The sequence below is a fragment of the Mycobacterium heidelbergense genome, assembly GCF_010730745.1.
Lineage (GTDB): Bacteria > Actinomycetota > Actinomycetes > Mycobacteriales > Mycobacteriaceae > Mycobacterium > Mycobacterium heidelbergense.
On record NZ_AP022615.1, the window covers coordinates 2048632 to 2068471 of the forward strand.

Annotated in this window: 16 protein-coding genes and 3 pseudogenes; 8 read left to right on the forward strand and 11 right to left on the reverse strand. The window is 67.9% G+C overall.

Annotation, left to right across the window (positions count from 1 at the left end):
• Positions 1–64: 64 nt before the first annotated feature.
• Entirely contained in the window at positions 65–1144 is a 1080-nt protein-coding gene (locus G6N25_RS09645) for a DUF190 domain-containing protein (RefSeq protein ID WP_083073039.1), read from the forward strand.
• Positions 1145–1198: 54 nt separating this feature from the next.
• Here G6N25_RS09645 and G6N25_RS09650 read toward each other — a convergent pair whose 3' ends face one another.
• The 3 genes and pseudogenes from G6N25_RS09650 to G6N25_RS09660 form a co-directional block, all read right to left on the reverse strand.
• A complete protein-coding gene (locus G6N25_RS09650) occupies positions 1199–2092 on the reverse strand; it encodes a fructose bisphosphate aldolase (protein ID WP_083073040.1) in 894 nt (297 codons plus the stop codon).
• Positions 2093–2136: 44 nt separating this feature from the next.
• A pseudogene (locus G6N25_RS09655) lies at positions 2137–2405 on the reverse strand (cytochrome b/b6 domain-containing protein); the annotation flags it as partial.
• Between the two features lie 2 nt (positions 2406–2407).
• A pseudogene (locus tag G6N25_RS09660) lies at positions 2408–3085 on the reverse strand (catalase); the annotation flags it as partial.
• A gap of 224 nt (positions 3086–3309) precedes the next feature.
• Here G6N25_RS09660 and G6N25_RS09665 point away from each other — a divergent pair.
• The 5 genes and pseudogenes from G6N25_RS09665 to G6N25_RS09685 all read left to right on the forward strand — a co-directional run bounded on the left by G6N25_RS09665 (position 3310) and on the right by G6N25_RS09685 (position 8595).
• On the forward strand, positions 3310–5070 hold the full coding sequence (locus G6N25_RS09665) for an N-acyl-D-amino-acid deacylase family protein (RefSeq protein ID WP_083073041.1): 1761 nt from the start codon (positions 3310–3312) through the stop codon (positions 5068–5070).
• A gap of 9 nt (positions 5071–5079) precedes the next feature.
• Positions 5080–6423 (forward strand): aromatic ring-hydroxylating oxygenase subunit alpha, encoded by a 1344-nt coding sequence (locus G6N25_RS09670; protein ID WP_083073042.1) that lies wholly within the window; start codon positions 5080–5082, stop codon positions 6421–6423.
• Between the two features lie 4 nt (positions 6424–6427).
• Positions 6428–6524: pseudogene (locus G6N25_RS09675) on the forward strand (type II toxin-antitoxin system toxin 23S rRNA-specific endonuclease VapC20); the annotation flags it as partial.
• A gap of 68 nt (positions 6525–6592) precedes the next feature.
• On the forward strand, positions 6593–6973 hold the full coding sequence (locus G6N25_RS09680) for a hypothetical protein (protein WP_232065741.1): 381 nt from the start codon (positions 6593–6595) through the stop codon (positions 6971–6973).
• A 242-nt stretch (positions 6974–7215) separates the two neighbouring features.
• Positions 7216–8595, forward strand: a complete 1380-nt coding sequence (locus tag G6N25_RS09685) for an HNH endonuclease signature motif containing protein (RefSeq protein ID WP_083073043.1) — start codon at positions 7216–7218, stop codon at positions 8593–8595.
• Between the two features lie 311 nt (positions 8596–8906).
• On the opposite strand, the gene G6N25_RS09690 is transcribed toward G6N25_RS09685, so the two are convergent.
• The gene (locus G6N25_RS09690; protein WP_083073044.1) at positions 8907–9512 is read right to left on the reverse strand and encodes a class I SAM-dependent methyltransferase; all 606 of its coding nucleotides are present in this window, start codon (positions 9510–9512) and stop codon (positions 8907–8909) included.
• An 88-nt stretch (positions 9513–9600) separates the two neighbouring features.
• Positions 9601–10971, reverse strand: coding sequence for a sensor histidine kinase (locus G6N25_RS09695; RefSeq protein ID WP_083073045.1), 1371 nt, complete (start codon positions 10969–10971; stop codon positions 9601–9603).
• A gap of 156 nt (positions 10972–11127) precedes the next feature.
• Here G6N25_RS09695 and G6N25_RS09700 point away from each other — a divergent pair, with 156 nt between their 5' ends.
• Both G6N25_RS09700 and G6N25_RS09705 read left to right on the forward strand, forming a co-directional pair.
• Positions 11128–11769: a TetR/AcrR family transcriptional regulator gene (locus tag G6N25_RS09700; RefSeq protein WP_083073046.1), complete on the forward strand. Its 642-nt coding sequence runs from the start codon at positions 11128–11130 to the stop codon at positions 11767–11769.
• Positions 11766–12977 (forward strand): acyl-CoA dehydrogenase family protein, encoded by a 1212-nt coding sequence (locus G6N25_RS09705; protein ID WP_083073047.1) that lies wholly within the window; start codon positions 11766–11768, stop codon positions 12975–12977. Before G6N25_RS09700 ends, G6N25_RS09705 begins: the two co-directional genes overlap by 4 nt.
• On the opposite strand, the gene G6N25_RS09710 is transcribed toward G6N25_RS09705, so the two are convergent.
• The 6 genes from G6N25_RS09710 to G6N25_RS09735 all read right to left on the reverse strand — a co-directional run bounded on the left by G6N25_RS09710 (position 12901) and on the right by G6N25_RS09735 (position 19787).
• Positions 12901–14124: an LLM class flavin-dependent oxidoreductase gene (locus tag G6N25_RS09710; RefSeq protein WP_083073048.1), complete on the reverse strand. Its 1224-nt coding sequence runs from the start codon at positions 14122–14124 to the stop codon at positions 12901–12903. The two genes, G6N25_RS09705 and G6N25_RS09710, sit on opposite strands and share 77 nt — an antisense overlap.
• Before the next feature lie 4 nt (positions 14125–14128).
• Positions 14129–15514, reverse strand: a complete 1386-nt coding sequence (locus G6N25_RS09715) for an NtaA/DmoA family FMN-dependent monooxygenase (protein ID WP_083073049.1) — start codon at positions 15512–15514, stop codon at positions 14129–14131.
• 18 nt (positions 15515–15532) lie between these two features.
• Positions 15533–16696 carry an LLM class flavin-dependent oxidoreductase gene (locus G6N25_RS09720; protein ID WP_083073102.1) on the reverse strand — a complete coding sequence of 388 codons (1164 nt, stop codon included), beginning with the start codon at positions 16694–16696 and terminating at the stop codon, positions 15533–15535.
• A 573-nt stretch (positions 16697–17269) separates the two neighbouring features.
• Positions 17270–17980 (reverse strand): ABC transporter permease, encoded by a 711-nt coding sequence (locus tag G6N25_RS09725; protein WP_083073103.1) that lies wholly within the window; start codon positions 17978–17980, stop codon positions 17270–17272.
• Between the two features lie 59 nt (positions 17981–18039).
• Complete coding sequence (locus tag G6N25_RS09730; protein ID WP_083073050.1) at positions 18040–19005, reverse strand: aliphatic sulfonate ABC transporter substrate-binding protein; 966 nt, start codon at positions 19003–19005, stop codon at positions 18040–18042.
• Complete coding sequence (locus G6N25_RS09735) at positions 19005–19787, reverse strand: ABC transporter ATP-binding protein (RefSeq protein WP_179961714.1); 783 nt, start codon at positions 19785–19787, stop codon at positions 19005–19007. The genes G6N25_RS09730 and G6N25_RS09735 overlap by 1 nt, the downstream gene beginning before the upstream one ends.
• Positions 19788–19840 lie beyond the last annotated feature (53 nt).

Sequence of the window (19840 nt, forward strand, 5' to 3'; positions counted from 1 at the left end):
AAATAAGCGGGGCTTGCGATAACTCTCGTGAATTCTCTTGCGCGGCAATAATAAGGAGGAAGCCGTGGACGAGGACTGCCTCAAACTCAGCGCCTATTTCGACGAGCGCCGGCGCAGCGGTGATCGCTTTCTGGCCGACGTGATGCTCGGCCTCTACGAGGAGCGCGCCGTTGCGACCAGCATCGTGCTGCGCGGCATCGGCGGCTTCGGGTCACGGCACCACCTCAGGACCGATCAGTCCCTGACCCTTTCCGAGGACCCGCCCGTTGCGATCATCGCGGTCGACACCAGAACCAAGATCGAGGCGCTGCTCGACCCGGTGCTGGCCATCAAACGGCGGGGCCTCGTCACCCTCGAGCGTGCCCGGCTGCTGCGCGACGACATCGGGCCCATGCAACTGTCGGACGAGCTGCACGAAGCCGTCAAGCTGACGATCTACGTCGGCCGCAAAGAACGCGTCTACGGCATGCCCGCCTATCTGGCGATATGCGACCTGATGTATCGCCGCCGGCTTGCCGGCGCATCGGTATTCCTCGGGGTCGACGGCACCGCCCACGGGCACCGGCAGCGCGCCCAATTCTTCGGCCGCAACGTCGACGTGCCGATGATGATCATCGCCGTCGGCTCCGGCAGCGCGATCGGCCGGGTGCTACCGGAGCTCGGCGCGCTGCTCAGAAGGCCGTTGATCACGGTCGAGCGGGTCCGCGTGTGCAAACGCGACGGAGAATTGCTGGAACGACCGCACGCCTTGCCGGGGACCGACGAGCATGGCCTGCCGCTCTGGCAGAAGCTGATGATTTACACCTCCGAATCGGCGCGCCACGGCCGCATGCCGATACATCGCGCCGTGATCCAGCGGCTTCGGCAGCACAGAACGTCCCACGGGGCGACCGTGCTGCGCGGCATCTGGGGCTTCCACGGCGATCACCAACCCCACGGCGACAAGCTGCTGTCCCTGAGCCGCCATGTCCCCGTCGTCACCATCGTCATCGACACCCCGGCCAACATCGCCGAATCCTTCGATGTGGTCGACGAACTGACGCGAGACCAGGGGTTGGTGACCAGCGAAATGGTGCCCGCCGTCGTGTCGGCCGGCGGCGATAACAGCGCGGGCGGGCCACCCATGGCCAGCCACCGCTATTAAGTGGTCTCGCCGGTAGGTTCGTCGGGCCTGCGCAGGCCGCGACGCGCGCCCGACTCAGCCGGCGACCGAGGCTTCGTAGATCGACTGGATCGCCTTGTCCAGCGTCGCGTTGAACTGCTCGTCGGACTGGTCGGCCGAAAGCCCCTCCGTCAGGGCGCGGCTGAAGCTGGCGATCACCCCCGCGTTCTTCGCCAGCAGCTCGTTGGCCTCCTCGCGGGAATACCCGCCCGACAGCGCGAGCACCCGCATCACCTTCGGGTGTTCCACCAGGGGACGGTAATGGTTGGCCTCGGTGGGCAAACTCAGCTTGAGCATCACGCGTTGCCCGTCGGGCATGTCCTCGAGTTGTTTGGTGATTTCGTCGCGCAAGATGTCCTCGGCCCGCGCCTTGTCCGGGATCGAGATGGTGACCTCGGGTTCGATGATGGGCACCAAACCGTGCGACAGCACCTGACGGGCCACCTCGAACTGCTGGGCGACCACCGCGGCGATGCCCTTCGGGTTGGCGCCGCCGATCACCGACCGTTCCTTGGTGCCGAAGACACCCTTGTGGGCGGCGCGCTCCAGCAGCTCGTCGAGGCCCGGCATCGGCTTCATCACCTGCACGTCATCGGAGGCCTCCGCCAGGCCCTTGTCGATTTTGAGGACGGGCACCACGCCCTTGGTCTCCCATAGGTAGGTGGTCGACGGCTTGCCCGCGATTTCGCGGTCCATGGTCTGCTCGAACAGGATCGCCGCCAGCACCCGGTCACCGGTGAACGCCGGCGAGGTGATGATCCGCGCGCGCATCTGGTGAATGAGGTCGAACATCTCCTCCTCGGAGGAATAGGCGTCGTCCTCGATGCCGTATAGACGCAGCGCCTTCGGCGTCGAGCCACCGCTCTGGTCGAGCGCCGCGACGAATCCCTTGCCCGACGTCATCCGGTCCGCTTGTTCCTGGTTCGGCATGGAATTCTGCACTCCTTCGTGGCACTGTCGATGACGGCGCACCGTCAAGCCAAATCGTGCCGATCATATTCGTCCGGTCGCAGCGCGAGCAGGCAGGTCCCGGCAGGCTCGTGCCGACCGAGCGCCATGCGATCAAGCAGCCGGTCGCGCAGGACCAGCGTGTGGAAGAGGACCGCGCAGACGTGGGCGGTGAACGTCGCGAAGAGCAAGAACGCCACGACGGTGTGGGCCTGCCGCAGCACCGCGTAGGCGTCGATGTCGTGCGGCGCGCGGCCGACAGCATGGCCCACCCGATCAGGGGCTGGGCGAGCAGCGGTCCTTGCCATGCGATGGCGCCGGGACAGCGGGGCCGCCGGCATCCTGCGGAACCACGGACCAGCGCACCGGAACGGTGGCGCCGGCGTCGTTGGTGAACCAAAAAGCGTTGAGACCGTAGAACGTGCTGTCCGCGAATCCCGCGCCGCGCGGTGCCCGCTTGATGATTTTCATCGCGGCGACCGTCTCGGGATGGCGATCGAGGAATGCGGCCATCGTGCGGGGGTCGGGCCTGCCCGTTTCGGGCAGCGGTTGGGACGCGAGCAACCGCTCGTAAAACCCCTGCGGGGTGCTGTCGGTGAACACCGGCAGGTTGATCATCGCGGTACGCCACTGCTGGCCGCCCGCCTGGAACAGCAGGCCCAGGCCGCGGACGGTGTCGGGCTTGTCGGCCTGATCCGGCAGCCCGCCGCCCAGCGAGAACCGGCCGACGACGGGAACGCTGCCGGGCTTGAAGACCGCCGCCCGGCAAATCGCCGCGCCCGCCCCGGTGCTGGCGAAAGACCCTGTGGCGCTGAGACCTTTGGCGTGGTTTCGCCGAAAGCCGTCGTGGCGGCCGTAAACGTGCTCGAAGCGATCGGCGAATCGGGGTGGGGTCAACGCACCGGGGCGAAGCCAGGCGCCGGCATAGGCGAACCCACCCACGTCCACCGCGGCGAAGCCGGCCACCGCGCCCATCCCAAGCAGTGCACGTCGTCGATTCAGGGGTTTGCCGTCGCACACGCTCGAACCACGTGGCGGCGCCGGAATTCGTTCAGCCACTCCCGCGGACGTGCGGCCGCCGAGTTCGGCGGATTCATTGACTCGATCTGTCGCCGGGAATATCGTCGGAGTTACGCTACGCGGCGTCGCGTAATACCGCCGGTCTGGCGTCGACAGCGCACGGCGACAAGGAGAGTCTCATGTTCGACCTGAAGATCATCGGTGGCACCGTCGTCGACGGCACGGGCGCCGCGCGCTATCGGGCTGACATCGGCATCAAGGACCAGGTGATCGTCGACGTCGTCCGTCGTGGCGCCAACGACCCGGAGATGGGTGGGGACGCCGCCGAAACCATCGATGCGACAGGGCATGTGGTGGCTCCCGGCTTCGTCGACATCCACACCCACTACGACGGCCAGGTGAGCTGGGACAGCCTCCTCGAGCCGTCCAGCGGTCACGGGGTCACCACCGTGGTCACCGGCAACTGCGGCGTCGGATTCGCGCCGGTGCGGCCCGGCACCGAAGACTGGCTGATCGAGTTGATGGAGGGTGTCGAGGACATCCCCGGCACCGCGCTCACCGAGGGCATCGCCTGGGGCTGGGAGACCTACCCGGAGTATCTCGACGCGGTCGACAAGGGGAGGTTCGCGATCGACGTGGGCAGCCAGGTCGCCCACGGCGCCGTGCGCGCCTACGCGATGGGCGAGCGGGGCGCCCGCAACGAGCCGGCCACCCCCGACGACATCGTGGCCATGGCCCGGCTGGTCACCGAGGCGATCGAGGCCGGCGCGCTCGGGTTTTCGACGTCGCGCACGCTGGGCCACCGCGCGATGGACGGCGAACCCGTGCCCGGCACGTTCGCCGCCGAGGAGGAGCTGTTCGGGCTCGGCCGCGCCATGGCGGCCGGCGGCCAGGCCGTGTTCGAGCTGGCCCCGCAGGGGGCCGCGGGCGAGGACATCATCGGCCCGAAGAAGGAGCTGGACTGGATGCGGCGGCTGAGCGGCGAGATCGATCGGCCGGTGTCGTTCGCCCTGATCCAGGTGGACGCCGACCCGAACCTGTGGCGGGAGCAGCTGGACCTCTCCGCGGCCGCCCATGAGGCCGGCAGTCGCTTGCACCCGCAGATCGCCGCGCGCCCGTTCGGCATGATGATCGGATTCCAGGGGCATCACGGCTTCAGTCATCGGCCCACCTACCGCCGGCTCAAGGCCGAATGCGGCCGCGACGAGCTCGCGCGGCGCCTCGCCGATCCCGCGGTGAAGGCGGCGATCCTGTCCGAGGACGACCTGCCCGTCGACCCGACGCTGTTGTTCGACGGGATGTTCGCGTTGGTGCAGCACTCGCTGCACCGCCTGTACGCCCTCGGCAACCCGCCCGACTACGAGCCCACGCCCGACCGCACCGTCGCGGCGATCGCCAAAGCGCGCGGCGAGGACCCGCTGGCGACCCTCTACGACCTCATGCTCGAGTCGGACGCGAGCAACATGCTGATGCTGCCGCTGTTCAACTACGCCAACGGCAACCACGACGCGATCCGGGAGATGATGATGCACCCCGCGGGCGTGCTGGGCCTGTCCGACGGCGGCGCCCACTGCGGGATGATCTGTGACGCTTCCTATCCCACCTTCCTGCTGACGCACTGGGCGCGCGACCGGCGCCGGGGCGACAAGTTGTCGCTGGAGTACGTGATCCGCAAGCAGTCGCGAGACACCGCGCACCTGTTCGGCCTCACCGACCGCGGCACCATCGAGCCGGGCAAGAAGGCCGACATCAACGTCATCGACCTGGACGCGCTGACGCTGCACCCCGCGGCCATGGCCTGGGACCTGCCGGCCGGCGGCAACCGGATACTGCAGCGAGCGAGCGGCTACGCGGCGACGATCGTCAGCGGGACCGTGACCCGGCGCAACGACGTCGACACCGGGGCCCGTCCCGGCCGCCTGGTGCGCGGGGCGCGCTAAGGGTTGCCGATGAACGCGCCCGCCGGCAACCCGACTCGCACCCGCTCGCACGTCCTGGAGGACGCGATCGGCATCCCGCCGGAAAGCCCGACCCTGGTGCCGGCCGCCCGCTATTACTCCCCGGAGTTCGCGCGGCTCGAGGTGGAACGGATGTGGCCGAAAGTGTGGCAGCTCGCCTGCATGGTCGACCACGTCGCGCAGCCGGGCGATTATTTCGAATACCGCTGCGGCCCGTACGGCGTGCTGATCGTCCGCGGTGACGACGGCGTGTTACGCGCATTCCAGAACGCCTGCCGGCATCGCGGCAACTCGCTGTGCGTGGGCTCCGGTTCGGGGCTGAGCGAGCTCAAGTGCGGCTATCACGGCTGGACCTGGGACCTGGCCGGCACGCTCAAGCGGGTGCCCGACCGCAAGGGCTTCGGCTCGCTGCGGCTGTCCGACTTTCCGCTGGTGCCGGCTAGGGTCGACACCTGGGAGGGGCTCGTCTTCGTCAATCTCGACGTCGACGCGATGTCGCTGCTCGACTACCTGGAGGCGGTGCCCGACGACATCGCCTGGTGCAACCTCGGCGACTTCCGCTGCTACGCCACGCTCACCGTCGAGGTCGACGCTAACTGGAAGACGATCGCCGACGGCTACAGCGAGACCTACCACATCCAGACGCTGCATCCCGAGCTGCTGCGCTGCGTCGACGACATCCATGCGCCGCAACAGATCTGGGGTCACACGGGCAAGTCCGACCAGCCGTATGGCGTGCAGAGCCCCCGCTTCGACGGCGCGCTGAGCGACGAAGAGGTGTGGGACGCCTACGTCTACACGCAGGGCGCGCTGATGGGTGCCGCCGAAGGCACACCGTTCCCCGCCGCCGAACGCCGGCCCGGACAGACGGTCCAGGATGTGATCGCGGACCGCACGCGGGCATTCGCGGCCAGCCGCGGGGTGGACCTCGCGTGGGCGGACACGGACCGGATCACCCGGCTGCATCAGTACAACGTGTTCCCGAACATGACGTTTCTGGCCAACGCCGACCACCTGACCGTCATGTGTTCGCGGCCCGGCCCGGATCCCGATCGCGGCGAGATGGTCATTTTCTTGATGACCCGCATGGCGCCGGGCGCGGCGCGCAACAAGCCCACGGATGTGCGCGCGACCGCCGGTGCTGCCGAGCCGGGCGTGGTGCTCACGCAGGACATCGGGCTGCTCGCGGGCCTGCAGCGCGGCCTGCACCAACCCGGCTTCGCGCACTTGGTGCTCTCCAGCGAAGAGCGGCGCGTGATCAACATGCATCGCAATCTTGAGCGCTACCTCGATCTGCCCGAGCCCGAGCGGATGAGCGGCGGCAACGCGGTGTAGGGCACTGGAGGAAGAAGCGTGGGAATGGCTTGCCCGGCATGGCGAGCGGGAGTATTCGTTCGTCGACGCCGCGAGTTTCGCGCTGATGCGCAAGCCCGGATCAAAAGCTGTCGACGTAATTGGCTCAGACCTCCCGAAAGCGGCCCGAAGCGAACTAGAATTCCGCCTTGTGACGACCCCGTCTGGCGCCTGGGGCGACGAACGACGGCAACTCTTGCATCAGGTACAGATGCGATGTCAGGCGCTGGGCCAAAGGCGGGCGCGACGGCTGTGTCACCGCTTCGCCCGGGTCGGCGTCCACACCGCGCCGGAGCGCCTGCGGCAGATGGTGGCGGGCGCGCCCGTCGCGGACGACGAAGTGACGGACGTCAGTTTCGCTTTGATCGCGCTCCAGCTAGACCGTGAGGCCCGCGACGCGAAGCTCAAGCGCCTCAAGCGCCGCGGCACCCGCTCACTGATGCTCGTGGGTTTGATCCTGGTCGTGCTGAACTTCCTTTTCTGCATGGCCTACGTCCTGCTCAACCTGGCCCAGCAGGCCGCGCCTCTCTAGAAACATTCGGTTCTCACGAGGAACACGCGTCCACGCCCGCGCCGAGGCCGCGATGCCGTAGTGGCGGCGCAGGTAGTCCAGGAGTTTGGCTTCGTCGCCTGTGCGACAACCATCGCCGTGCTGTTACGAAACGAACGCAGCGTGAGGCTGCGGTGTCGGCCGGTCGAAAAAACTTGTGTCACTTTGGTTTCAGTGGTCACTGTGCCGGGTTTTTTGTCGGTGGGCTTCGATAGTTTCGGGTTATGGCTGGCAGCGGGGTGGATCGGGAGGTGATCACGGCTGCCTTCGACGCACTCGACGCGGCGGTTGATCGGGTGGCGGCGCTGAATTGTGAATCGCTGACCACTCCGGAGTGGCTGGCCTGGCTGCAACGCTGCGAACGGGTGCGCCGGCGGTTGCCCGCACTCGAACACGCACCCATCAACCACCTGGCGCGCCAGGCCACGTCTGAGGAGTTGGGGGGCACGCTGTCGCATGCCATCGCCGAGTGGGCGTTGATCACCCGCGCCGAGGCGGGTCGGCGCATTCACGAGGCCGCCGATCTGGGGCCCCGCCGCGCGTTGACCGGCGAACCACTGGCGCCGGTGCTAGCCGAAACCGCCGCCGCCCAGCGGGACGGGAAACTGGGGGGCGCGCAAGTCGCGGTGATCCGCCGGTTTTACCACCGACTACCCGGCTGGATCGACGCGGCGACCCGCGAACGCGCCGAAAAACACCTGGCCCGGCTGGGCACCCAGCATCGACCCGAACAACTCGGCGCGCTGGCCGATACCCTCGCCGACTGCCTCAACCCCGACGGCACCTATAGCGACGACGATAGAGCGCGCCGGCGCGGTGTCACGTTGGGTAAACAAGAAGCCGACGGCATGTCCGCACTACACGGCTGGCTCACCCCCGAAGCCCGCGCCACCCTGGAGGCCGTGTGGGCCAAGCTGGCCGCCCCCGGCATGTGCAACCCTGACGATCAGACCCCCACCGTGGACGGCACCCCGTCGCAAGACGCCATTGACAAAGACACCCGCAGCCCGGCGCAGCGCCAACACGATGCGCTGCTGGCCGCCCACCGCGCCCTGCTCGCCTCCGGCGAATTAGGTCAGCACAACGGCCTGCCCGCGTCGATCATCGTCACCACCACCCTGGCCGAGCTCGAGGCCGCCGCCGGCCGCGGGCTGACCGGTGGGGGCAGCATCCTGCCCATGAGTGATGTGATCCGCCTGTCCCGGCACGCCAGGCACTACTTGGCGATCTTTGACAAAGGCAAAACCCTGGCCCTGTACCACACCAAAAGGCTGGCGTCGCCCGCGCAGCGGATTGTGTTGTATGGCCGGGATCGTGGCTGCACCGCCCCGGGCTGCACCGTGCCCGGGTACTACTCCGAAGTGCACCACGTGGTGGGCTATGCCGTCTGTGGCTGCACCGACGTCAACAACCTCGCCTTTGGGTGTCCCACCCAACACCACATCGTGCAACCCGGCGGCTGGAGCACCCGCAAAAACACCCACGGCGACACCGAATGGATCCCACCCCCACACCTCGACCACGGCCAACCCAGAACCAACACCTACTGGCACCCCGAAAAACTCCTCCACCACGACGAACACGACCAAGACGACGACCCGTAGCGCGGGGCACGGCCGCGACGAGCCTAAGGTCGCTACCGCACCGTCGCCTTTGACGGGCGCGTGTCATTGAAAGTGCCTGACAACTACCGCAACCGGTCCCGGCCGGGCAAGCTGCGCGCCGGCCTCTGAGTCACCGGCTCCGCGCGATCAGGATGAGCATGACGAGGGTGAAAATGCCCGAACCGCAATTAGTTTGACCCTGACCGGTCCGGTGACGATGCCGAGCTTTTGCACCGCCATCATGAGCTTGTTCATCGGCTTGAGCCAGGCTGGCGGTCTGGGATAAGACCCATGAAGGATCGGTCCGTCTGTCAGGAACGGTCGGTCTTGCGGAAGCGGACGACGTCATGCCACCGGTTTCCGGTCGCTTCGACGAAATCGAAATTCTCGGATTCGGTGAGGTCGCGCAATTCCCGAACGCTCATCCGGTCGGGATCGGGGAACGCCTCGGCGAAGACGAGGCGCCCGCCTGACTTCAACACACGGCCCAGCGACCGGATGCACGCCGGTTTATCCGGCACCTCCCCGATCACCGCGGCGAGGAAGGCAACGTCAAAGGTGTTGTCCGGAAAGGGAAATCCCTCGGCCGCCTGGCCCGTAGTAAAGCCGACATCGTAAAAGCCGGCGTGCTCGAGCTGCCGTCCGGCCTTCGTCAGCATCTCGGGCTGGACGTCGAACAAGTCAAGCCGGCCGTACGGGAGTCGGCGGGCGATCTCCACGCTGTAGAAGCCCGGACCCGGTCCGACCTCCAGTACGTGCTCGGACCCGGTGAGGCCGAGCGCCTCAACCACCCGTGCCGGCTTGGCCAACGCCCGGCGGACGGGATTGTTGAGCAGGAACGCCGCCTGATGCGGGTACGGCGAGACTTCCTTTTGGCGCGTCTTGTGCAGCAGTGCGTCAACCCAGGTCGTCGGCATCGGGCCTCCTCAGATTCCGTGGCTCAAGTTAGGGTACCCTAACTTGAGCCACGGCGCCAGGTCGCGGTGCGCGCGGGCCCGGTCCGGTTCACGCGGGACCGCGGCCGTCGCCCGCCAGCTGCAGCAGAAGGCGCGTGCCGCCCAGCGGACTGGCGTGCAGGGATGCTGTGCCGCCGTGCAATTCGGCCTGCTGGGCGACGAGCGCCAGCCCCAACCCGGAGCCCGCACGCGCCGCGGTCGACCCTCGGGAGAAGCGTTCGAAGACCGTTATGCGTTCGGCTTCCGGGACCCCGGTGCCGTTGTCGTCGATGGCGATTTCCACGCCTTCGCTGGAACTGCTTACGTTGAGCCGGATTTCGGTGGCGCTACCGTGCTTGACGGCGTTGGCGATGGCGTTGTCGATCACCAGCCGCAACCCCGTGGGCAGCCCCACCATCAGCACGGTGGGCGACGGCACCAGCGACACCTGCACGCCGGGGTAGATGCGCAGCGCGTCGTGCGCGGCGCGATCCAGGAGTTCGGTGATGTCGAAGGGGACGAAGTCATCGATGGTGATCAGATCGCCCTGCGCCAGCCGTTCGAGCGCCGTCAGTGTCGCCTCGATCCGGCTCTGGGTGCGGATGACGTCACCCAGTACCTCGTGGCGCTGATCGGGGGGTAATTCCAAGGTGGACAACACCTCTAGGTTCGTGCGCATGGCCGTCAGCGGGGTGCGCAGCTCGTGTGAGGCGACTGCAGCGAAGTCCCGGGCCGACTCCAGCGCCGCCTTGGTGCGCTGTTGCTCGTTGCCGATGCGGGCCAGCATTCCCTCGACCGCTTCCGCGATCTCCACGGCCTCCCGCACACCGCGGACCTGGACCTCGTCGGGGCTGGACTGGGCGTTGATCGCCCGGGCCTGCTGGGCCAACAGCAGGAACGGATTGACCATGATCAACGAGATCACCCAGCCGACGAGGACCGTGCCGCCGATGACGCTGCCGCAGATCAGCAACACCCGCAGGTGCAGTTCGTTGATCCGATGTTGAGCTTCGGCCAGGGGCGCGGCGAGCGCGATCGAGGCCGGGCCCGCGGTGAAGGTGCGGACGCGGTATTGCACCCCGTTGATGGTGGTGTTCGCATATCCGTTGGGAAGTTTGGGCAGGACGATGTTGCCGGGAACGGACACGGCCACATCCCCGATGCGCGCGGTGCGCACCAGGTTGCCGTCCGGCGTGGGGCGATCGGGGTTGGCGAGCTGCGCGTTGTTGAGCAGCGTGTTGATATCGCCCAGGCTGCTCACCGAGTCCAGGCGGCGGTCCAGCTGGCTGTACTGGTCGTTGGTGACGCCGATCCATACCCACGCGCCCAGCGTGACGACAAGAGCGATCACCGAGAGCGCGCCGACGATGACGATGGTGCGCAGCGACAGCACCCGCCTCGGCAGCCGTACATGGCGAAACAGGGGGTTGTCGGGCTCCATCAACGAACTCGCACGGCCAGGCCGACGTCGCGGGTCTCCACAAGAGCAACGGTAACTTCCATGGTCTTGTCCTCCGTCGAATCCCCCGCGTGTTCGAGACGATTGTGCCCCGGCACGTATTTGCGTGCGCCTGAGGTGAGTGAGTACTCTCTCACCATGCAGATGTCGGGGCGTGATCGGCTGCTCGCCGAAGCGCTGAAGCTGTTCGCCGCCAAGGGGTACGCGGCGACGTCGGTGGCCGACATCCAGCGGGCGTCCGGCCTGGCGCCCGGATCGGGGGCGCTCTACAAGCACTTCGGTTCCAAGCGTGAGCTGTTGGAGGCCGCGGTTGCGCACCGGATCGACAGCATCGTGGGCGCGCGTCAGCAGTTCGATGCCGGGGAGCCGGGCAGTATCGAGCAGGCGGTTCGCACCGCGGGCCGGCTGATCTGGAACAACCTGAAACAAAGCGAGGAGTTGCTCAAGGTCACGCTGCGCGAGCCCGGCGAGCTCGGTGATCTCGACGAAAAGACGTGGCAGGTCATCACCGACAACGCCTATCAGCGCTTCGCCGACGAGCTGGCCGCCTCCAATCGTTCCGGCCGCACCCGCATCCCCGATCCGCAGGCGACCGCGGCCGTGGCGATCGCGTCGTTGTCTTACGCCGCGACGCTGCAGGCGCTGAGCGGCCGGCTGCCCGGCAACATCGACGAAGAGCGTTACTTCGAGGCGTGGGTCAACCAGACGCTGAGCGTCCTCGCGCAATACCGAAGCCCCGAAACCCTCAGACAGTCAACCGATTCCAGGAGTGAGCCGTGACGTTTTCACTGCAACTGACCGACGACGTGATCGAGGTGCGCGATTGGGTGCACAAGTTCGCGGTCGAGGTCATCCGGCCCGCCGCGTCCGAATGGGACGAGCGAGAGGAAACCCCGTGGCCGGTGATCCAGGAGGCCGCGCGGGTGGGCCTGTACTCACCCGACTTCTTCGCGCAGCAGGCGGGCGAGCCGACGGGGTTGGGCATGCTCACCGCGTTCGAGGAGATGTTCTGGGGTGACGCCGGCATCGCGCTGTCCATCATGGGCACCGGGTTGGCCGCGGCGGCGTTGGCCGGCAACGGAACTCCCGAGCAGTTGGGACGCTGGCTTCCCGAGATGTTTGGTACGCCCGACGAGCCCAAGCTCGGCGCGTTCTGCTCGTCCGAGCCCGACGCGGGGTCTGACGTCGGGGCGATCCGCACGCGGGCGCGCTACGACGAGGCCGCCGGTGAGTGGATTCTCAACGGCACCAAGACGTGGGCGACCAACGGCGGCATCGCCAACCTGCACATCGTGGTGGCATCGGTCTATCCCGAGCTCGGCACCCGCGGCCAGGCCACATTCGTCGTCCCGTCGGGCACCAAGGGTCTGGCTCAGGGGCAGAAATTCAAGAAGCACGGGATCCGCGCGTCGCACACCGCCGAGGTGGTGCTCGACAACGTCCGCCTGCCCGAGGACTTCATCCTCGGCGGGCGGGAAAAGTTCGAGGCCCGGATCGCGCGCGCCAAATCCGGTGCGTCCCTGGGCGGACAGGCGGCGATGAAGACCTTCGAGCGCACCCGGCCCACGGTCGGCGCGATGGCCGTCGGCGTGGCCCGCGCCGCCTACGAATACGCCCTCGAATACGCCTGCCAGCGTGAGCAATTCGGCCGCAAGATCGGCGAGTTCCAGGCGGTGGCGTTCAAGCTGGCGGACATGAAAAGCCGCGTCGACGCGGCCCGCCTGCTGGTGTGGCGGGCCGGCTGGATGGCGCGCAACAACCAGAGTTTCGATTCGGCGGAGGGCTCGATGGCCAAGCTGGTGGCCAGCGAGGTCGCGGTCTACGTCACCGACGAGGCCATCCAGATCCTGGGCGGCAACGGGTATACCCGCGACTACCCCGTGGAGAGGATGCACCGGGACGCGAAGATCTTCACGATCTTCGAGGGAACCAGTGAGATTCAGCGCCTGGTGATTTCGCGGGCGCTGACCGGCCTGCCCATCCGCTAGAGCCCTCGTGCAATTGGCTTCGGCGGGACCACTCTTCGGCGAGCAGCCGGTAGGAGCGCACCCGGTCTTGGTGGTCGTGGGTGATCGTCGTAAGGATCAGCTCGTCGGCCTCGGTCGCGTCGCGCAACCGCACCAGCTGATCGGCGACCTGAACCGCGGATCCGACGAACTGGGTGTCGACCCGGTCCGCGACAAGTTCGCGGTCGGCGTCGGTCCAGGTGTGGGCGCGCGCTTCGTCCGGGGTGGGAAACGGGATCGCGCCCTCGGCGGTGCGGATGCTGCGTACCCAGAGCCCGTAACCCGCGGCGAGTTCCCGGGCGGTGGCCTCGTCCTCGGCGACGACGACGTCCGCCGAGACAGCGACGTAGGGCCGGTCGAGCCCGGCCGACGGTCGAAACGCTTCCCGGTACGCGTCGGTGGCCTCGAGCACCGTCGCCGGGGCGACGTGGTAGTTGGCGGCGAACCGGAGGCCCCTGCTGCCCGCGACGGCGGCGCTCTCCCCGCCGCTGCTGCCCAGGATCCAGACCTGAAGGTCGGCGCCTCCCCCGGGCACGACGTGGGCCTCTTCGCCGTCGTCGGAACGGTAGGTGTCCGCGATCAGCGCCAGGATGTCGTCGACCTGCTCGGTGTAGTTCTGCGGCTGCGCGCCCGGCAGCTGCAGTAACGCTTTCTGCAACGCGAGGCGCGGTGACTTGAACAACGGCGTGGGATCGAATTTCGCCGGGATCAGCAGCCCGTTCGGTGTGCGTCCATCGATTAACTCCCGCGGGGTCGGAGCGGCCCGCGCCGACGACGCCGGCTCGCGCGGCTTGCCCCCGGAACGCCCCAGGCCGAGGTCGAACCGGCCGGGGTACAGGGCGTCCAGCAGGCCGAACTCCTCCACCGTGGACAGGGCGGTGCGATGCCCCATCTGCACAGCGCCCGAACCGAGCCGGATCGTCGAGGTTTCGGCGGCGGTCAGTGCCAGCAGCACCGCGGGTGAGGTGCCGGCAACGCCGGGATTGAGGTGATGTTCGGCGAACCAATGGCGCGCGTAGCCCAGGGACTCGGCGTGCTGGGCGAGGTCGATGCTGTTGCGCAGGGCCTGCGTCGCGGTCGAGCCCGACGAGATCGGAACCAGGTCGAGGACCGTTAACGGAGTCGTCATGGCCCTACGAAGCCACCCCGCTGGAGGTCGCCCGGCCGGCCGAACGCCGCGGTGCCGGCGCCAGCCCCAGGTGCTCGCGCAGCGTCGTGCCCGCGTAGTCGGCGCGGAACACCCCGCGCTCCTGCAGCAGCGGCACGACCCGGTCGACGAAGGGATCCAGCCCGCCGGGCGTGATGTGCGGGACCAGGATGAATCCGTCGCTGGCATCGGCCTGCACGAAGTCGTTGATCGTCGCGGCGACGGTTTGCGGTGAGCCGACGAAGGATTGGCGCCCGGTGACCTCGACGATCAGTTCGCGGGTGGTCAGGTTCTCCGCCTCGGCCTTGGCCCGCCAGTCGTTGGCGATCGCGATCGGGTCCCGGAACATGCGGACGCCAGCCCGGCCGCGCGAGATGGTGTTTTCCCCCACGACCGGGTCCACGCTGGGCAGCGGCCCGTCCGGGTCGTGGTCGGAAAGGTCCCGGTTCCAAAGCTGTTCGAGGAATTTGATCGCCGTCTGCGGGGACACCTGGGCGAGCCGCACCTCGTGGGCGATCTCGTCGGCCTCGGCGTCGGTGTCGCCGATGACGAACGTCGCGGCCGGCAGGATGAGCAGCTCGTCGCGGCGTCGCCCGTGGCGGGCGAGGCGGCCCTTGACGTCGGCGTAGAACGCCTGCCCGGCGCCCAAGGTGCTGTGTCGGGAGAAGATCGCGTCGGCGGCGGAGGCGGCGAAATCTCGGCCCTCGTCGGAATCGCCGGCCTGGAAGATCACCGGGCGACCCTGCGGGCTTCTCGGAACGTTGAACCGGCCGTGGATGTCGAAATGCGGGTCCTTGTGGGTGAATTGGCCGGCGTTCGGGTCGGACAGGAAGACGCCGCTTTCCTTGTCCGCCACGATCTCGTCGCCGCGCCAGGAGTCGAGAAGCTCCAGGGTGGTCCGCAGGAACGTCTTCGCCCGCTCGTAGCGCTGGTTCTCCGCCAAAAAGCCGCCGCGGCGAAAGTTCTCTCCGGTGAACGCGTCCCAGGATGTCACGACGTTCCAGGCGGCACGCCCGCCGGAGAGATGGTCCAGCGAGGCGAACTGCCGGGCCACCTCGTAGGGCTCGTTGAACGTCGAGTTGATCGTGCCGGTCAGGCCAAGCCGCTCGGTGACCGCCGCCAGGGCGGTCAGCACGGTGAAGGTGTCCGGGCGGCCGACCACGTCGAGGTCGTAGATCTGCCCGTTCTGCTCGCGCAGCCGCAGCCCTTCGGCCAGAAACAAGAAGTCGAACTTGCCCCGCTCGGCCGTCTGGGCGAATTGCGCAAACGAGCCGAACTCGATGTGGCTGCCGGCGGCCGGGTCGCTCCACACCGTGGTGTTGTTGACGCCGGGGAAGTGCGCGGCCAGGTGAATTTGCTTTAACGTGCTCATCTCGAGTCCTCGGAACTGTCAGGCGCTGGCGTAGTGGTTGGCGGGGCGGGGCAATCCGAGCAAGCCGCGAAGCGTGTCGGTCTCGTAGCCGCTACGGAACAGCCCTCGGCGCCGCAGCTCCGGCGCCAGGCCCTCGGTGATCTGTACGAGGTCATGCGGCAGCGCGGCGGGCCGCAGCCGAAATCCCGATAGCCCGGCGGCGTGCCACTCCTGCAGCACATCGGCCAGCTGTGCGGGGGTGCCGGCGAAAATTTCGGCGTCGCTTCGGTATTCGGTGCCGGCGAGTTCGTCGAGCCGACCCCGCCGCGCCCGTGCCGCCTCCGGGGTGTGATCGAGGAACGCCACCAGGTCGCCGAAGATGTGCAGCGCTTCCCGGCTGCGACCGGCGGCCCGCTGCACCGCGGTGATCTCGCCGACGATGTCGGCCGCCTGCGCGGCGCCGCGCGGGGTGACGAATCCGACGTCGACGCTGCCGGCGATCAAGTCGTAGGACGCGCCGCCGTGGCCCACGGCCGCGACGATCGGCTGGCCCTGGGGCGGACGGGGCGTGATCGAGGGTCCTTTGATGGAGAACCAGCGGCCTTCGAAATCGATGTAGTGCAGCTTGTGCCGGTCGATGAAGCGTCCGGTGGCGATGTCCCGGATCTCCGCGTCGTCCTCCCAGCTGTCCCACAAGCGACGCAGCACCTCGACGTAATCCGCGGCCTCGGCGAAGTGGTCGTCGATCACCTGCTCTTCGCGACGCCCAAAGTGGGCCGCCACGTCCGGGCGCACCGCGATCTGAACCCGGACCCCGGCTCGGCCCGTGCTGACATAGTCAAGCGTGGCAATCGATTTCGATACGTGGAATGGCTCGGTGTGAGTGACGATCGCCGTCGGCACGAGCCCGATGCGCCGGGTGCGCGGCGCGACCCGGGCGGCGATGAGCACCGCGTCCAACCGGCCGCGGACACGATCGGTTCGGTCGTCGGGCTCGAAGGGGTCGTCGGACTGGATCGCCAGCGAATCCTCGATGGTCACGAAGTCCAGCGATGCGCGCTCGGCTTCGGCGACCAGATCGGCCCAGTAACCGGCGTCGAACAGCTCGCCCGGTCGGGCGTCGCGTTCCCGCCACGCGGCCGGGTGCCATCCGGCGCCGTCGAGCGCCACGGCGAGGTGCAAGGGACTTGACGAATTAGCCATCACAAGACCTGTCTTCCTAATGGATACCACCACTGTGCCGAGGGGCTTCCGGGGATCGGCGGCGGCGACGCCGGTTGCGGCCGGGCCTGTCTGAGGCGGGGAATAATCCGTCGGCGGTATGGTGGCCGCCGCACGCGCGCGACGTGTCGGCGTCCGGCTACACGGACCGCCGCCAAGGAACCGGTTGCCGGAGGCGGTGCGGACATGTCGCCGGCCGCATTGTCGCCGCCCGTCCCGCCGCCCACCCGGTGCGGGTTCCGGCCTGGCACTTCAGAACCCATGTGTTCGTCGCCGGCGCTCATCACCCGACTCGTGGCCTCGCTACGCCGGTCGGCGCGCGCCGCGGCGGAGGCGGCGGATGGGCCTCTCGCCCCTACCGCGTCACCGCCACCGGCGTCGATATCGGGCGCCAACGCACGCCCCACGCGCGGCGGACCGGCTGAAATCATCGCGATTGCAACCCCGCGCGAATGCCCTACGTGGCCAACAGCGGCAGCACGCCCTCGCGAACCAGTACGCGGTGCCGGCGCCCCCGCGGGCGGCCATGCAAGTTGCGTCCCGGGCGGTCCTGAGCTAGCTGCGCCGCCGCACCATCCGACGCTCGAGAGCGCCCAGGGCAGCGTCGCTGAGCTTGCCCAATCCGGCCAGCAGAATGATCGCGAGCAGCATGATGTCGGTGCGGCCGGTGTTCTGGCTGTCGATCAGCAGGAATCCCAAGCCTTTCGACGAGGCGATCAGCTCCGCCGCGACCAGGAACAGCCACGCGTTCGCCAGGCCCAACCTGAGCCCGTTCACCAACTCCGGGGCAGCGGCGGGCAGCATCACCGTCGCCAACAACGCGGCGCCGCGCCGGCCGTAGGCGCGTCCCACCTCCACAAGCTGCGGGTCGACGTGTGAGAGTGCCGACGCCGTCGTCGTGTAGATCGGGAAAAACGCGCCGATGGCGACGAGCAAAAGCTTCGGTGTCTCGTCGATGCCAAACCACAAGAGCAGCAACGGCACCCACGCCAGGGAGGGAACGGTGCGGAATGCCGCGACCGTCGGCTCAAGCAACCTGCGCACGATCACCGAGAGCCCGACGAGGGAGCCGAGCACGAGCGCAGCACCCGCGCCCGCCAGATAGCCCAACAGCACCCGCAAAAGGCTCGCTTGGAGGTGGACCCATAAATCGTCATGCCGGAGCAGTTCGCCCAGCGCGGACACCACGTCGGCGGGAGGCGGCAACTGGCTGGCCGAAAACCACCCCTCCGCCGTGACAAACTGCCAGATCGCCAGCAGCAGGATCGGGACGATCAGTCCCGCCAGCGCGAGCGGCGGCTTGGCTGATAGCGCGGCGCGGACCCTCAGGAAGCTTGCTGGGCGAATTTCGGCTCGAACAGCGTGTTGAGTGCGTTGCGGCCGGCCTCTTCGGATTTGATGTCGCCGTCGGCCACCGCGATCGGCACGATACTGGTCAACACCACTCGCAGCGGATCGCCCGGTACCGGTGAGATGTCCAGCGCCGTCCGCTGCAACTCCTCCTGGGCCACGCTCGGCGTCACCTTCGCCTGCGAGGCCAACAAAGCCACCAATTCGTCGGGGTGCGTCTTCGCCCACTTCCGGGCCTCCTCATAGCTGTTGACCACCGTTTGGACGGCATCCGGATGGGCGGACAGGAAGTCCTCGCGAACGTTCAATACGCCGTAGGAATTGAAATCGGGGTTGCGGTACACCAGGCGCGAACCGTCCTGCTGAACCGTTTCCGCCATGAAGGGGTCCAATCCCGACCAGGCATCGACGTTGCCGCGCTGCAAGGCGGTTTTGCCGTCGGCATGCTGCAAATTGACGATCTCGACGTCACTGGCCGAAAGCCCGGCTGTCGCAAGCGATTGCAACAGGAAGAAGTACGGATCGGTCCCCTTGGTGACGGCGATCTTCTTGCCCCTCAAGTCCGCGACCGAATTGATGGGCGAGTTCTTCGCAACGACCAGAGCCGTCCACTCCGGTTTGCTGTACAGGTCGACGATCTTGATCGGTGTGCCGTTGGCCCGCGCGACCAACGCGGCCGAACCGGCGGTGGACCCGAAGTCGAGTCCCTTCGAGCGAAGGCCTTCGTTGGCCTTGTTGCTGCCTGCCGAGAGCACCCAGGTGACGTTGTAGCCCCGCTTTTCCAGTAGGTGCTGGTCTCGCAACACCAGGCTCAGGGGGTTGTAGTAGGCGTAATCCAGGTGAATCTCCTTTGCCGCCGTCGTCCCGTTGTGCGAACCACACGCGGACACGGCTACGACCGCGGCGACAACCGAGATGGCGGTCAGGTATCGACTTTTCACTACGCGTGCGCCTCCTCATCGACGGCGGTTCCGGGGCTGGCGCCGGTGCGCCTGGGTACCCCGAGTTCGTCCAACAACTGGTCGCGCAGCGCGGTGATGCGCGGGTCGCCGCGGTCCCGCGGCTTGGGGATCGCGACGTCGAATGCCGCGGCGATACCGGCACCTCCCGTTGGGTCGGCGCGCAAGATCAGCACCCGGTCGGCGAGGATCACCGCCTCGTCCACGTCGTGCGTGACGAGGAGCGTGGTCGTGCCGGCCTCCTGCTGCACCGCGTCCAGCAGGTCCTGCATCCGCAGCCGGGTCAGCGCGTCGAGGGCCGCCAGCGGCTCGTCGAGCAGCAGGACGCTCGGTCGCCGGGCGAGGGCGCGCGCGAGGCCCGCGCGTTGCGCCATCCCTCCGGACACCTGCCGCGGGTGGTGATCGCCGAATTCGTGGAGCCCGACGACGTCCAGCCAATGCCGCACCGTCGCAAGGCCTTCCGACCGCGCGGTGCCGGGTGGCAGCCCGAATGCGACGTTGGCCGCCAGGGAACGCCACGGCAGCAGGCGAGGTTCCTGGAAGACCATGGCGCAGCGCGGGTCGATCCCGTGGACGGCTTTTCCGTCGATCTCGATCCACCCATGGGTCGGACGGTCGAGGCCGGCGACCAGCCGCAGCAGCGTCGATTTGCCGCTGCCCGAAGATCCGAGCAACGCGACCACCTCGCCCGGCTCGACGTCGATGTCGACGTCGTGCAGCACGGTGTGCGTTCCGAACGTTCGGTCGACGCGACGAAGTGACACGCATGCCGGCGCCGGACTGGTCGACGTCACCTGCGCAGCCTAGGCATCGGCGC

Bases quoted from the DNA above. Each gene is read 5' to 3' on its own strand.
- G6N25_RS09650 (WP_083073040.1), bottom strand. From the start codon at position 2,092: ATGCCGAACCAGGAACAAGCGGACCGGATGACGTCGGGCAAGGGATTC.
- G6N25_RS09665 (WP_083073041.1), top strand. From the start codon at position 3,310: ATGTTCGACCTGAAGATCATCGGTGGCACCGTCGTCGACGGCACGGGC.
- G6N25_RS09670 (WP_083073042.1), top strand. From the start codon at position 5,080: ATGAACGCGCCCGCCGGCAACCCGACTCGCACCCGCTCGCACGTCCTG.
- G6N25_RS09685 (WP_083073043.1), top strand. From the start codon at position 7,216: ATGGCTGGCAGCGGGGTGGATCGGGAGGTGATCACGGCTGCCTTCGAC.
- G6N25_RS09690 (WP_083073044.1), bottom strand. From the start codon at position 9,512: ATGCCGACGACCTGGGTTGACGCACTGCTGCACAAGACGCGCCAAAAG.
- G6N25_RS09695 (WP_083073045.1), bottom strand. From the start codon at position 10,971: ATGGAGCCCGACAACCCCCTGTTTCGCCATGTACGGCTGCCGAGGCGG.
- G6N25_RS09700 (WP_083073046.1), top strand. From the start codon at position 11,128: ATGCAGATGTCGGGGCGTGATCGGCTGCTCGCCGAAGCGCTGAAGCTG.
- G6N25_RS09710 (WP_083073048.1), bottom strand. From the start codon at position 14,124: ATGACGACTCCGTTAACGGTCCTCGACCTGGTTCCGATCTCGTCGGGC.
- G6N25_RS09715 (WP_083073049.1), bottom strand. From the start codon at position 15,514: ATGAGCACGTTAAAGCAAATTCACCTGGCCGCGCACTTCCCCGGCGTC.
- G6N25_RS09720 (WP_083073102.1), bottom strand. From the start codon at position 16,696: ATGGCTAATTCGTCAAGTCCCTTGCACCTCGCCGTGGCGCTCGACGGC.